General features: G+C 54.0%; 12 protein-coding genes and 2 tRNA genes. 6 read left to right on the top strand and 8 right to left on the bottom strand.

The features are described 5' to 3' along the window. The 4 genes from HED22_RS06610 to HED22_RS06595 form a co-directional block, all read right to left on the bottom strand. A partial coding sequence (locus HED22_RS06610) for an efflux RND transporter permease subunit (RefSeq protein ID WP_167720340.1) occupies positions 1–236 on the bottom strand: 236 nt, incomplete at its 3' end. A 38-nt stretch (positions 237–274) separates the two neighbouring features. Beyond that, complete coding sequence (locus HED22_RS06605) at positions 275–1,447, bottom strand: efflux RND transporter periplasmic adaptor subunit (protein WP_167720338.1); 1,173 nt, start codon at positions 1,445–1,447, stop codon at positions 275–277. A 149-nt stretch (positions 1,448–1,596) separates the two neighbouring features. Next, complete coding sequence (locus HED22_RS06600; RefSeq protein ID WP_167720336.1) at positions 1,597–2,226, bottom strand: TetR/AcrR family transcriptional regulator; 630 nt, start codon at positions 2,224–2,226, stop codon at positions 1,597–1,599. Positions 2,227–2,534: 308 nt separating this feature from the next. Then, positions 2,535–7,370 (bottom strand): NAD-glutamate dehydrogenase, encoded by a 4,836-nt coding sequence (locus HED22_RS06595; RefSeq protein WP_167720333.1) that lies wholly within the window; start codon positions 7,368–7,370, stop codon positions 2,535–2,537. Positions 7,371–7,737: 367 nt separating this feature from the next. On the opposite strand from HED22_RS06595, the gene fabI reads away from it, so the two are divergent. Further along, positions 7,738–8,496, top strand: coding sequence for an enoyl-ACP reductase FabI (gene fabI, locus HED22_RS06590; protein ID WP_167720331.1), 759 nt, complete (start codon positions 7,738–7,740; stop codon positions 8,494–8,496). A 19-nt stretch (positions 8,497–8,515) separates the two neighbouring features. Here the strand turns inward: fabI and HED22_RS06585 are convergent, their stop codons facing one another. From HED22_RS06585 to HED22_RS06575, 3 genes are all read right to left on the bottom strand, one after another. Next, positions 8,516–9,157 (bottom strand): DUF488 family protein, encoded by a 642-nt coding sequence (locus HED22_RS06585; protein ID WP_167720329.1) that lies wholly within the window; start codon positions 9,155–9,157, stop codon positions 8,516–8,518. A 113-nt stretch (positions 9,158–9,270) separates the two neighbouring features. Beyond that, positions 9,271–9,345, bottom strand: a tRNA-Gly gene (locus tag HED22_RS06580). Positions 9,346–9,382: 37 nt separating this feature from the next. Next, positions 9,383–9,457: transfer RNA gene (locus HED22_RS06575), tRNA-Gly, on the bottom strand. A 218-nt stretch (positions 9,458–9,675) separates the two neighbouring features. On the opposite strand from HED22_RS06575, the gene HED22_RS06570 reads away from it, so the two are divergent. From HED22_RS06570 to HED22_RS06550, 5 genes are all read left to right on the top strand, one after another. Next, a complete protein-coding gene (locus HED22_RS06570; protein WP_167720327.1) occupies positions 9,676–10,194 on the top strand; it encodes a prolyl-tRNA synthetase associated domain-containing protein in 519 nt (172 codons plus the stop codon). Positions 10,195–10,328: 134 nt separating this feature from the next. Continuing rightward, on the top strand, positions 10,329–11,261 hold the full coding sequence (trxA, locus tag HED22_RS06565; RefSeq protein WP_167720325.1) for a thioredoxin: 933 nt from the start codon (positions 10,329–10,331) through the stop codon (positions 11,259–11,261). Next, on the top strand, positions 11,258–11,950 hold the full coding sequence (locus HED22_RS06560) for an LON peptidase substrate-binding domain-containing protein (RefSeq protein ID WP_167720323.1): 693 nt from the start codon (positions 11,258–11,260) through the stop codon (positions 11,948–11,950). The genes trxA and HED22_RS06560 overlap by 4 nt, the downstream gene beginning before the upstream one ends. A gap of 47 nt (positions 11,951–11,997) precedes the next feature. Then, on the top strand, positions 11,998–12,186 hold the full coding sequence (locus HED22_RS06555) for a Trm112 family protein (RefSeq protein WP_167720321.1): 189 nt from the start codon (positions 11,998–12,000) through the stop codon (positions 12,184–12,186). Positions 12,187–12,206: 20 nt separating this feature from the next. Beyond that, on the top strand, positions 12,207–12,584 hold the full coding sequence (locus tag HED22_RS06550; RefSeq protein ID WP_167720319.1) for a gamma-butyrobetaine hydroxylase-like domain-containing protein: 378 nt from the start codon (positions 12,207–12,209) through the stop codon (positions 12,582–12,584). Positions 12,585–12,715: 131 nt separating this feature from the next. On the opposite strand, the gene HED22_RS06545 is transcribed toward HED22_RS06550, so the two are convergent. Next, the gene (locus tag HED22_RS06545) at positions 12,716–13,372 is read right to left on the bottom strand and encodes an OmpW family protein (RefSeq protein WP_167720317.1); all 657 of its coding nucleotides are present in this window, start codon (positions 13,370–13,372) and stop codon (positions 12,716–12,718) included. Between the last annotated feature and the right edge of the window lie 184 nt (positions 13,373–13,556).

The following is a 13,556-nucleotide window of genomic DNA, read 5'->3' as shown; positions in this document are numbered from 1 at the left end:
AGCATCCCCTCAACCCCGTTGATCTGCTCTTCAAGCGGGGATGCAACTGTTTCGGAAATCTCGGCGGGGTTTGCACCGGGGAATTTGGCTTCGACCACGACGGTTGGCGGCACGACTTCCGGGTACTCCGAAATCGGCAAACGCCACATGGCAATCAGGCCCGCCAAAAGTATCAGGACGGACAGGACGCCAGCAAAGATCGGGCGATCGACAAAAAAGCGCGAAAGATTCTGCATGTTTTTCAGCCTTGCTTTAAAGCGCAGTCACACATCGATTACGATGCGGAGGCCTGCAGAATTTCAGGTGCAACAGGCATACCCGGACGGACCTTCATGATGCCGTTGACGATCACAAGATCACCCTCGTTCAGACCGGACGTCACAATGCGCATGCCATTGATTTCCGACCCCAGCGTTACCTCGCGATAGGCAACCGTATTGTCGGGGTCGACGACATAGACAAACTTGCGATCCTGATCGGTGCTGATGGCTTCTGGCGAGACCATGATGACGTCGCTTTTGGCCAGTGTTCCGAGCTGAAGACTTGCAAACGTGCCAGGCAGCAGGCTGCCATCAAGGTTGTCAAACAGCGCGCGGGTCCGGATGGTGCCGGTGCGCGGATCAATGCGGTTGTCAAAACTGTGCACGTGACCGGAAACATGGCGACCATTCGACAGCGTCATATTGACCGGAATGGTTTGGGCTGCTTCGTCGATCTTGCCGCTGTCACCAAGGCTTGCAAAGAAGGTCTGCTCATCAAGGTCAAAGTCGGCATAGATTTCACCGGTTGAAACAATCGTGGTCAGGACCGGGGCATTGGCACCGGCATTGACCTGATTGCCCTCTGTCAGTTCAACCCGGCTGACGCGACCATTGATCGGCGCTTTGACATAGGCGTGATCAAGCTGAATTTCGGCCAGTTCAAGTTTGGCCTTTGCGCGACTGACATCACTTTGGGCAACCTGATGGGTGCTGAGGCGTTCGTCATAAACGCGCTTGGAAACCGTGCCGTTGGAAACAAGTTTCTCGGCCCGTTCCTTTTCCTTTTTCGCAAGCGACAGGTTTTGCCGGGCGGCAGCCAGTTCGGCGCGCGCTTCATCGACCGCGGCCTGATAACTGCGGGGGTCAATGACGGCAAGAATATCGCCCTGCTTGACCAACTGACCGTCTTCAAAGCGGATTTCGACAATCGCACCGCTGACCTGCGGGCGCAGCTGGACCTCTTCCACAGCACTCAGACGGCCGGAAAAGTTGCTCCAGAGGCGGACGGATTGCGTTTTGACACCCGATACGGTGACCGGGGTTGCCGGGGGGGCTGCTTGTTCGGTTTGAACCGCGACCTCATCAGCAGCGGAACCGGTGATATGCAGACCATATCCACCGGCAGCAGCAACCAGCGCCAAGGCAGCGACTGGCAGCAAAATTTTGCGTTTTGATCGAGACTGCATCTTACCATCTTCCAAATAGGTTGCACCGCACGTTGGCGGTCCGTTTGAATGGTTAAATGCATACCGATCGGTTTGATCGCAAGTGTAAAAACGCAAAAAAGCAGAAATTTTTTCAGATTTTTTTCGCGTAATTCACATGTAAATGTGTGTTAATTTTTCTCTAAATCTCTGAATTTACACTGTAAATTCAGGATTCGGCAAATGCCGTTGCGAATATCAGACCGCACGGTATCAAGGTCATTGAAAACCTGGCCATAGGTGAGCAAACCGTGAACATACTGGAAGATCATTCGCGCCAGGGTTGTCACATCACCATCCTGGTCCAGCATGCCCTCGCCTTTCAGGCCGCGCACCATGGACGACAGATATTTGATTTGTTCTTCGGCAAGTTCGCGTGAACAGGCCTGAATCGGTTCGTCTTCCGGCCCGACCTGACCACCGGCAGTAAAAATCGGGCAAACACAGACTTCGTTTTCACCCGGAACGGTATAGCGTTCCTGCTTGTTACAAATGAGTTCGATATAGCCGTTAAGCTGGTCAAGCGGTGGAACATCGGGGGAAAATATGGCGCGGAGCTCGTCCTTGCCCTTTTCCCAGTGATGGCGCGCAGCTGCGGCAAACAGTTCTGCCTTGCTGTCAAAGTGATGATAGAACGCACCCTTTGTGACCCCGGCATGCTTGCAAACATCACTGACACCAACATCGTGATAACTGCGCGTTGCCAATAGCTCCATCGCCGTTTCCAGCAGCTTGATCCGGGTTTCCGCGGCGTTCCTCATAACCTTAACCTGTTCTGTTTATGTAGTGCAGATATACATACCGGTTGGTATTTTTCAAGAAACACGCCGGTAATATTTTGATCACATCATATAATAATGGCAGCAGGATGACAGGAATTCCTATTCATTTCCGAGATCTAGCGCAAGCTCTGCAAAATCGTCATATCTGCCAATGGACCGGTATGTTCAATGTGACCGGCGCTGTCACAAGACGCAGCAGTAATTTAACGCCGGTAAAATCAAAGAAGGGCGCCCGTTACAGGCGCCCTTCCTATGCTTCACGACAGGGTCTTGCGATGTATCAGCGATTAGGCACCGATCAACGCCCTGATCTGCCGGTTGGCGACCGTGATCATGGCGAGATCGATCTGACCAGCCGAGCGCAGCTCGTTGATCAATTCATCGCAACGTGCACATCCGCGCTGGCGATCCTGCACCCAGATATCGAGCAAGTCCGATCCCGATGTGCCCTTCTTGCCGGCAGCCAGAACCGAGCGGGTCAGTTCGCGCTGATGACCGAACAGATCGTCGATCACGGCTGCACGGGCAAGCTTCTGCCAGTACGTGTCGGCTTCGATAGACTCGGCGGCTGAGCGCATCAGGCCCAACTGGAAGCGGGCCCCCACCGCAAAATAGGTGGCAGACACTTCGATGACGTCGCGTCCGGTCGCCTCTGCGATGCGGACCACATCACAAATGGCCACCATTTGCGCAGCGGATGCCACCCGCCAGGCAACATCTTCAGGCACACCTTGTGCCACCAGAGACTCGGCCTTTTGCGACAGTGCCGTGCGTGCAGCGGCATCTTCGGGCACGATTTCTTCAAAGCTTTCGATCACCTTGGAAACCGCAGGACGGAACATCTCGATCTTGTCACCGACATTCAGATCCTCGCAATTGCGCAGGAACCACTGGGTCACGTCGTTTACCATGCGGTTGATTTCGCGGAACATGCTGGTCTGGAGTTTGGCCAGCACCACGTTATCAAGCGCCTCGATCCCGTCCCACAAGTCCCGCAGGCCAAAGACGGACCGCGTGATCAGATAGCCACGCGACACATCAACCGCCGACATACCGGTGGCTTCCATCATGTCATGGACGAAGGTGCCGCCAACGCGGTTGACCAGACTGTTGGTCGCAACAGTCGCGATGATTTCACGCTTCAGACGGTGGTTTGAAATCGCATCGGCGTATTTCTTACGCAAGGCTGTCGGGAAGTAGCGCACCAGTTCTTCGACGAGAACCGGATCATCGGGCAGATCGGATTCAAGAATTTCGTCATAGAGCCACAGTTTCGCATAAGGCATCAGAACCGAGACTTCCGGACGGGTCAGGCCTTCATGCGCGTTGGCACGACGGGTGAGTTCCTCGTCATCGGGAAGATATTCAATTTCACGGTTCAACCGCCCTTCGCGTTCAAGCATGCGGATCAGACGGACCTGCGCATCCAGCAAATCGGCACTTACGGCATCCGAATTTGAAATCGCCTGACTTTGCAGATAGTTGTCGCGCAGCACGAGATCACCGACCTCGTCGGTCATATCGACCAGCAGCTTGTTACGCTGCTTTTCGGTCATATCACCGGCCGCAACCACTTCGCCGACAAGGATCTTGATGTTGACCTCGTGATCCGAGCAATTCACGCCTGCGGCGTTATCAATTGCATCGGTATTCAGACGGCCACCGGCATGGGCGTATTCAATACGGCCCCGCTGGGTCGCACCAAGGTTTGCGCCTTCGCCAACGACCTTTGCGCGAACTTCACGGCCATTGATGCGGATGGAATCATTGGCACGGTCGCCGGCATCAGCGTTAGTTTCGAGACTGGATTTGATATAGGTCCCGATCCCGCCGAACCACAGAAGCTCGACTTCGGATTTCAGGATAGCCTGCATCATTTCAGCCGGGGTGACCTTGCCACTGCCAAGCCCCAGCACCTTGCGGACCTCGGGTGACGGATCAAGAGTTTTGGCCTTGCGATCAAAGATATCCCCGCCCTTGGACAGGGTTTTCTTGTCATAATCGGTCCAGCTTGAACGCGGCATCTCAAACAGACGTTTGCGTTCGGCAAAGCTTTTGGCCGGGTCCGGGTCCGGATCGACAAAGATATGCATGTGGTTAAAGGCCGCGACCAGCTTGATCTGTTCAGACAGCAGCATGCCATTGCCAAACACATCGCCCGACATATCGCCAACACCGGCCACGGTGAACGGCGTGGTCTGGATGTTCTTGCCCATTTCGCGGAAGTGACGTTTGACCGACTCCCACGCGCCACGGGCGGTAATGCCCATTTTCTTGTGGTCATAGCCCTGTGACCCGCCAGATGCAAAGGCATCGTCAAGCCAGAAGCCATAATCACGTGCGACGCCATTGGCGATATCCGAGAAGGTGGCCGTTCCCTTATCAGCGGCCACAACCAGATAGGGATCATCGTCATCAAGACGGCGAACACGTTCGGGGGCAACGATTTCACCAGCAACGATGTTGTCGGTGATGTCGAGCATCCCGCTCATGAGCGTTTTGTAGCAGGCAATGCCTTCTTCAAGGAATGCTTCGCGGGTGCCATCGACCGGCGGACGTTTAACGACAAAGCCACCCTTGGAACCAACCGGCACGATCACGGCGTTCTTGACCATCTGGGCTTTGACCAGACCGAGGATCTCAGTACGGAAATCTTCCTGCCGATCCGACCAGCGAATGCCACCACGCGCAACCGGACCACCGCGCAGGTGGACGGCCTCGACCCGCGGGGAATAGACAAAGATTTCGCGCCACGGACGGGGCAGCGGCAAGTCTTCGATCATGCCGGAATTGAATTTGACCGACAGGTAGGATTTCGGGTTTCCATCCGCATCCACCTGGAAGAAGTTGGTCCGAAGGGTCGCTTGCACCAGATTGAGGAAGGCGCGCAATATACGGTCTTCATCAGGGTTCATCACATCTTCAAGACGGGTGATGATGTCAGCTTCAATTGCCTCAACCTCGTTCGCCAAGCCCGGATCACGATCCGGATCAAAGCGCGCGACAAACAGTGAAACAAGGGCGGACGCCAATGCCGGATTATTGGCAAGGGTCTTGGCCATATAAGCCTGCGAGAAGGCCGAGCCGGTCTGTCGGGTGTAACGGGCATAGGCGCGCAAAATAACGACTTCGCGCCAATGCAAATTGCCCAGAAGGACAAGCCGGTTGAACGCGTCGTTTTCAACCTCGCCATGCCACATGCGTACGAACAGTTCCTGGAACTTGCTGCGTACATCATGCAGGCTGAACTCGCCATCGACCTCAACACCGAAATCATGAATGCGGACATCACTGTCGACATCACGCGGACTGACCGTGAACGGGTTTTCGGTGATGACCTTAAGCCCCATGTTTTCCAGCATGGGAAGAACATCAGACAGCGGCACCGGTGCGCCGGGATTATAGATCTTGAAGCGCAGCTCGTTCTCGGCGGCCTCGATCGGGCGATAGAGGTTCACCCGCAGGTCATTGGCATTGATGACCTCCTCGACGCGTTCAATATCGAGTTCCGCACTTTCGACCGTGAACCGTTCGCGATAATCGCTTGAGAAGCTTTCCCCATAGCGGCGATGCAGCGCCAGACCGCGTTCCTCGCCCAGTTCGCGGACAAGAACCTGACGGAGGGTATCGGACCAGTCACGGGCGGCTTCGACCAGTTGGCGTTCGATATCGGTGACACTGTATTCCGGCAATTCACCAGGATTGGTTTTGACCAACAGGTGCAAACGCGCAAGCGGGCTGTCACCGATAAGGGTGTAATGGGCGGTGACTTTGCCATCAAAGGCATTTTCAATCACCGTCTGGAATTTGAGGCGCAGCTTGGTCGTGAAGCGGTCACGCGGGCAGAACAGCTGGCAGGAAACAAACCGTTCAAAGGCATCGCGACGCACGAACAGCGCGATACGTTGACGTTCCTGCAAATGCAGAATGCCCATGCAGGTGTGATACAGATCGTCGAGATCGACCTGGAACAGTTCATCACGCGGATAGGTTTCAAGGATATTGACCAGCGCCTTGCCATCGTGGCTGGCGGGCGGGAAACCGGCACGCTTGACCGTTTCGGCCAACTTCATGCGCAAAAGCGGGATCAGGCGCGGGCTGAGGTTATAGGCAACCGAGGTAAACAGGCCGACAAACAGATGCTGACCGACGACCTTGCCCTTGGCGTCGAACTGTTTGACGACAATCGTATCAAGATGCACGGACCGGTGCACGGTGGATTGCTTGTTGGCCTTGGTCACCATCAGCAGGTTCGGCTTGGTCACGAAGTCCTGTACCTCTGCCGACAAGTTGCCGATCTGGCGCAGTTCATCAAAAACATGAGTGCCTTCGCGTGACAGAATGCCAAGCTGATTTTTGACTTCGACATCCACCTGGGACTTTTTGCCACCGCTTTTAAAGCTGTATTCGCGATAGCCCAGGAAGGTGAAGTGATCGTTGTGAAGCCAGCCAAGGAAGTCCTGCACTTCGCGGCGATCTTCGTCGCTGGCACCCGCCTTGACCTCGCCGATTTCATCAAGGACTTCTGAGACCTTTTTGAGCATCGGTTGCCAGTCACGTACGGCCAGTGCAACGTCGGTCAGACAGTTTTCAAGACGATCATGAACCTTGGCAAGCACGTCCTGATCGGTTTGCTCGTCGATTTCGACATGCATGACCGATTCACGCGGATCATCGGTTTCTTCGACACCGGCGACCCCTTTTAGGTTGCCCTTGTCATCACGCGCAATGCGCATGATCGGGTGAATGACAAGATGAACCGTCAGATCAAGTTCGTGCAGAGCTGCTGTTACCGAGTCTACGAGGAACGGCATATCGGTATTGTTGATTTCGATCACCGTGTGATCGGATGTCCAGCCATGCTCTTCGAGATCGGGGTTATAAACCCGGATTTTGGCGGTATCGGCCGCGGGGCGCTTTTGCGCGAATTTGTATAGTGTCAATGCCGCGCCATAAAGCGAGTCGACAGATCGACCCGCCATGTCGTCAGGCGGAACGTCCTTATAAAAAAGGCGAACGAATGCTTCTGCATCCTTCGCCATTTCACCAGACATTCGTTGATGGATTTTCTCGACAACCTTGTCGATGACTTCCCGTTTTGGGTCGCCGTTTCGGGCTTTCATGACCAATTTCCCTTTTTCCCGGTTCTGTTTGCCAGAACCGAAACACCGATCTTTGCGACCGGTGCAACACACCACTGATTTTGCTTTATTTGGGAAGGAAAGCGGAGTTTTCCACCATAAACCTGTGTGGAAAGCCTGTGCGTTCCTTCACGCCTACACATAACGGATCATCTGCTTAAAAACTATGCTTCTGCACAAAAAAAAATCATCAAAGCAATAAACTAGCAGACGCCGCAAAATCATCGGCAGGGACCGATTGTCATAGAATTTTGCACTTTTTTGCAGCGCAAAACCCGGTACACTTTGAAATGCGCCCCGTTTTACCGACTACTTCGCACACGCACATGATCCGAAAAGGAACAAAAGCATGCTTGAAGGCAAAAAAGGGCTGATTGTCGGGATTGCCAATGAAATGTCCATCGCCTGGGGCTGCGCGCGCGTTTGCAAACGTGAAGGGGCAGACATAGCGGTCACCTATCTGAACGATAAGGCCAAACGGTTTGTAGAACCGCTCGCCCAAGAAATCGGTGCCCCGATCTTCACCCCATTTGATGTGCGCGACAAAGCACAGGAAGATGCGCTTTTTGCCGAAATCGAACAGAAATGGGGAAAGCTTGATTTTGTTTTGCACTCCATCGCCTTTGCGCCGGCAGATGACCTTCATGGGCGGGTGGTTGATTGCTCCCGCGACGGGTTTATGGCGGCGATGGATATTTCCTGCCATTCCTTTGCCCGTCTGGCCAAACGGGCTGAGCCGCTGATGCGTGATGGCGGTACCCTTTTGACCGTGACCTATATGGGATCAGAAAAGGTCATTGATCATTACGGCGTCATGGGCCCGGTGAAGGCAGCACTTGAAAGTACGACTCGCTATATGGCAGCCGAATTGGGCCCCAAGGGCATTCGCTGTCATGCGATTTCGCCGGGACCACTTCTGACCCGCGCGGCATCCGGGATTGCAGAATTTCAACATCTGATGGATGAAGCCACCCAACGCGCGCCGTCACATCGTCTGGTAACGATTGATGAAATTGGTGAACTGGCGGCGTTTCTGGCCAGTGACCGGGCGAAGTCATTGACCGGTGATGTGGTGCATATTGACGGTGGCTACAACATCATGGGCTAAGGTGAAGTCAGCCCGCCCGCTATCGGCGTTTAATGGCATCCTCTGCCCTGGGCGCGACGCGCTTGATCTGACGCGCCATTGCCAGTTTGCACTCTGCATCCGGATCAGGTGCAGCCGCCGCAAACAGATCGGGCGCATCCCCGCCATTGATCGCGATCATCCGGGCATCGGTTTCCGACTGGCATTCAACCCGACCGTCAAAAAGATGGCAAAGATCAAAACCGGCTTCTTTCAGCGCCGGGGCAATCAGCAACGTGCGATGGCAATCCAGCGGGTCCTTCTCGGCACACATCAGACAGATGCGGTATTTCTCTGCCCCCGAAACCAGCCGTTCGATGCCGGATTTGAAGTCATCTCGCTCAGCCATCAGGCCGTAGTCAAGCTGCCCGTCGGGATAAAGATCTGGGATTTGCGGCTTGCCACCCATCACATCGCCCAAGAAGACATAGGCAATGCCGTTTTCACGCAAGTATGGCCCGAAGCTCTCAGAATCAAAGGCTGTCCAATAACTTGATCGCTTGAAGGTCCGGATATCAGCCACCGCCGTAATACCGTGCTCCTTGAACAGGTTCAGCAAGCTATGCCGATCATGACCGGCATAGCCAACGGTGTAGATGATCCGCTCTGAAGACGCGGGCGAGGGAGAGATTGATCGAGTCATCACGCAAACACACGATAATTCGCGTTTGCTTGCAAGCCAGAAAAAGATCCCCGGCCTTGGGTCCACAAGCAAAAAGACCGCCCCGAAGGACGGCCTTTTTAAAACTTTCATCATGGAGCGGGCGAAGAGATTCGAACTCTCGACCCTAACCTTGGCAAGGTTATGCTCTACCCCTGAGCTACGCCCGCATCATCATGAAAGCGATGACTTCTGAAACCGGTCTGATGGAGCGGGCGAAGAGATTCGAACTCTCGACCCTAACCTTGGCAAGGTTATGCTCTACCCCTGAGCTACGCCCGCGTTCATCAGATTGTTTCTGCCCCTGTGGAGCGGCGCGGATAATAGCCCAACAAAGAGCGATTGCAACCCTTTTTTCCATGAAATCGCGACAACGGGAATTTTGGCGGTTTTCCTTGACTTTAAGCGTTTCAATTGTCGAAATCCGACCCGGTTTACGCAAATTTGCGTCCGGTTTTGAACTTGGTTATCTTTTGGCGCACAGCCGCAAGGGAAAGAGCATGAGCGATCCATCAACCCAGCTTTTCGATCACCTCGCCAAATTGGGCATCGAAACGACCACACATGAACACGAACCACTGTTTACGGTCGAGGATTCGCAAAAATTGCGCGGCGACCTGCCGGGTCTTCATTCCAAGAACCTGTTTGTCAAAGACAAGAAAGGTGAATTGTGGCTCGTCGTTGCCGAAGAAGAGACCGAAATCCGCATGAACCATCTGCACAAGCGGCTGGGATGTGCACGCCTGTCATTTGGCAAACCGGAACTTCTGATCGAAACGCTGGGCATCAAGCCGGGATCGGTAACGCCCTTTGCGCTTCTCAATGATCAGGAACGCAAGGTGAAACTTGCACTTGATGCCAAACTTGCCAACGGGGACGTGTTGAACTTTCACCCCTTGCGAAACGATCGAACCACGACAATTTCCTCGAAGGATCTGTTAACGTTTGTAGACTCTCTTGGCTATGAGGCAATGATCATTGATTTCGATGGCGAAGACGCGGCAACAGAAGATAAATGAACTACGGACATCTGAGGTAACGCCTTAAATTTGCTTATATTTAAGTATAGGTAGCACGCAATATCACATGAGCACCTCTTGTCGTCCGGGCAGGGCGGTATCATCTAGAATTCAGAATTAGCGAGTACACAATAATGTCGATCATTCTTGACGCGAATGCGCCGGATGGCGCCACCAGCCAAAATCAGGATTCAGACCTGATCAAGGACAGTTCTGTTGAAACCTTCGTCCAGGACGTCATCGAACCATCGATGGAAGTTCCGGTGGTTGTCGACTTCTGGGCGCCGTGGTGCGGACCATGCAAAAACCTGACCCCGGTGATCGAAAAGGTCACGCGGGAGGCTGGCGGACGCGTCAAACTGGTCAAGGTCAATATCGATGAGAACCAGGAACTGGCGATGCAGCTGCGCATCCAGTCGGTTCCGACGGTTTATGCCTTCAAGGGCGGGCGTCCGGTCGATGGTTTCCAGGGTGGACAGCCCGAAAGCGAAGTGCGCGCCTTCTATGAGAAGCTTGCTGGTGGCCCGATTGAAAGTCCGGTTGAAGCGCTTTTGGACCAGGCCGCTGAAGCTCTTGGCAATGATGACATACAGACTGCCTACGGACTTTATGGTGCGGTGCTGGAACGCGACGGCGAAGGTGAAAACGAACAGGCCACAGGTGGCGTGATCCGCTGCCTTGTCGCCATGGAAGAACTTGAGGCCGCGCGCCAGTATATTGAAGACATGCCAGAAACCCTGCGCCTGAAGCCGGCCGTCAGCGAAGCGATCAGCGCACTTGAACTGGCCGAGTCCGGTGCATCAAGCGAAGACCTTGATGCTGCCCGTGCCGCCGCAGAGGCCAACCCGAATGACCCGCAGGCGCAGTTTGATTATGGCATGGCGTGCTTTGCCGCGAACAAACGCGATGAAGCAGTCAATGCCATGATTACCATCATTCGCAATAATCGCGACTGGAACGAAGATGCAGGACGCACGCAGCTCCTGAAGTTTTTTGAAGCCTGGGGTCCGATGGACCCTGCCAGCGTCGCCGGACGCCGTGCCTTATCGACGGTATTATTTTCATGAGCATATGCGGCCACTTTGATCCTGAACTTTCGGATCTTCCGGAAACCATGCCGGTATTCCCGCTGAGCGGTGCACTTTTGCTACCGCGCGGGCATCTGCCGCTCAATATCTTTGAGCCGCGATACATGAATATGGTGAGTGATGCACTTGGTCAGGACCGTATGATCGGCATGATCCAGCCGCGTCCGGACCAGCGCAATGCCTATTTCATGGATCCGGATCACCCGGAGATCTTTTCCACAGGATGTGCGGGCCGCATTACCGCCTTTAGCGAGACCGACGATGGACGTTTTCTGATCACCCTGACCGGGGTATGCCGCTTTAACGTGACCGAGGAACTGCCGGAAAATTCTGGCGGGTATCGGCGGGTGCGCGGCGACTTTGCCCCGTGGAAGGATGACCTGACCCTTCCGGGCGATGATGACATGCCCATCAATCGTGACCGGCTGCGTATGGCACTTGAGGCCTATTTTGCCCAGCATTCGCTAAGGTCCTGCTGGGATACGCTTTCTGACAGTGATGATGAAATGCTGATCACCACGATTTCGATGGGCTGTCGCCTGAGTCCGCTTGAAAAACAGGCTTTGCTCGAATGCACAACCCTGTATGATCGCGGCGATATGTTGACAACGTTGCTTGAAATGGCTGTCCATGCCGACCCCAAGCAGACACACAGCAACACCAACTGAACATTCATGCCGTTTCAAGCGGCAGACCCAACCCGAAGGCTGAATTCATGACCGCAACCCCGAGCCCGGTAGACCCGAAACTTCTTGAAATCCTTGTCTGTCCGGTAACCAAGCAGGCGTTGGAATATGACCGTGAGAATAACGAGCTGATCAGCCCGAAGGCCGGCCTTGCCTACCCGATCCGTGACGGTATTCCGATCATGCTGCCCGACGAAGCCCGCGCCATTGAAGATTAAGGCAAAGGCTGTCTGTTATCATGTCCAATGACGGCTTTACCCCGGCTTTCACCCCGGTTGAAATCAATTACCTGCGTGACGACCGTATTCTGGAAATCATCTGGGATGACGGTACTCAAACGCGCCTGAGTGCTGAATTACTTCGGGTGGAAAGCCCATCGGCCGAGGTTCAGGGGCATCATCCATCAGAAAAGAAGATCATTGCCGGACGCCGCCATGTCGGCATTATCGATATCACGCCGGTCGGGAACTATGCCGTGCGCATCAGTTTTGATGATTTGCACGATAGCGGCCTGTTCAGTTGGCAATATCTCCGCGAGATGCACGACAAACAGGACAAGCTCTGGTCGGACTATCTGGCTGCACTTGAGGCCCGCGGGCTATCGCGCGAGCCGTAAAACTCGCGACATACTGGCGCGCATGCCGACTCACCCGTACTGAATGCCAATTGGCACAAAAAACGGCCCTGCCATAGACAGGACCGTTTTCGTATTTTGGCGGTATGGGAAAACTTCCCGAACAGTCGCCCTTAGAAGCGGTATCCAACGCCAAGACCGAAGACCCACGGATCAAGATGGGCTTTGGAGGTGTTGGCGCCATTATTGATGCTGATGTCAGTATCAAGAAATACTTTTTTGACATCAAGGTTAAGCGACCACGGTCCCGAAATCGCATAGTCAAAACCGGCCTGGAAGGCATAGCCAAAGCCATCATCATATTTGACGGAGTTGAACTGGCCCGGCTTGGAGTCATAGAAGAAGGTGTAGTTGATACCGGCACCAACATAAGGGCTCCAGCGGCTTTCCGGCATGAAGTGGTACTGCAGGGTCAAGGTCGGCGGCAGCAAACGCACAGAACCGGCATCTAGGTTCGGGTTCACCCAATCCAGATCATGCTGGGTTGTTGCGGCGATCAGCTCAAGTGCGATGTTGTCGGTCACGAAGTAGGAAAAATCGACTTCGGGCACAAAATCATTGTTCAGCTGGCCTTCACCAGATCCGATCGTATCGTCATAGGTGTCTTCGTCCGGAACCATCGCAATACCACGTGCACGGATAACAATGTCACCGGCCTGTTTGGTTTTGAATTCGGCGGTCTGTGCGGAAGCCGGATTGGCAGCAACAAGCGAAGCGGCCATCATGCCACCCAACAACGCGGTGCCAAGGAGTTTGGATTTGAATGACATTATCTGTCCCCTGTTAATTTGATCAACTCGGGGGGACATTGCGCTTTTCTGTTTGCTGACTTGTTGACACAAATCAACAACCGGTCAGAAAAAACGACACAGTTTTGAACGATTTTAAATGACCTTGTGCCATTTATCTTGAAAATTGCATTTTCTTGTGGAGCGACAACCAGCAATTTTCACC

This window comes from Thalassospira sp. HF15 (assembly GCF_011806525.1).
GTDB lineage: Bacteria > Pseudomonadota > Alphaproteobacteria > Rhodospirillales > Thalassospiraceae > Thalassospira.
The sequence above is the reverse complement of the archived record's forward strand: the minus strand, read 5'-3'. Positions and strand labels throughout refer to the sequence as shown.

Excerpts from the sequence above, each read along its gene's own strand:
- HED22_RS06605 (WP_167720338.1), bottom strand. The coding sequence starts at position 1,447 with ATGCAGTCTCGATCAAAACGCAAAATTTTGCTGCCAGTCGCTGCCTTG.
- HED22_RS06600 (WP_167720336.1), bottom strand. The coding sequence starts at position 2,226 with ATGAGGAACGCCGCGGAAACCCGGATCAAGCTGCTGGAAACGGCGATG.
- HED22_RS06595 (WP_167720333.1), bottom strand. The coding sequence starts at position 7,370 with ATGAAAGCCCGAAACGGCGACCCAAAACGGGAAGTCATCGACAAGGTT.
- fabI (WP_167720331.1), top strand. The coding sequence starts at position 7,738 with ATGCTTGAAGGCAAAAAAGGGCTGATTGTCGGGATTGCCAATGAAATG.
- HED22_RS06585 (WP_167720329.1), bottom strand. The coding sequence starts at position 9,157 with ATGACTCGATCAATCTCTCCCTCGCCCGCGTCTTCAGAGCGGATCATC.
- HED22_RS06570 (WP_167720327.1), top strand. The coding sequence starts at position 9,676 with ATGAGCGATCCATCAACCCAGCTTTTCGATCACCTCGCCAAATTGGGC.
- trxA (WP_167720325.1), top strand. The coding sequence starts at position 10,329 with ATGTCGATCATTCTTGACGCGAATGCGCCGGATGGCGCCACCAGCCAA.
- HED22_RS06560 (WP_167720323.1), top strand. The coding sequence starts at position 11,258 with ATGAGCATATGCGGCCACTTTGATCCTGAACTTTCGGATCTTCCGGAA.
- HED22_RS06555 (WP_167720321.1), top strand. The coding sequence starts at position 11,998 with ATGACCGCAACCCCGAGCCCGGTAGACCCGAAACTTCTTGAAATCCTT.
- HED22_RS06550 (WP_167720319.1), top strand. The coding sequence starts at position 12,207 with ATGTCCAATGACGGCTTTACCCCGGCTTTCACCCCGGTTGAAATCAAT.
- HED22_RS06545 (WP_167720317.1), bottom strand. The coding sequence starts at position 13,372 with ATGTCATTCAAATCCAAACTCCTTGGCACCGCGTTGTTGGGTGGCATG.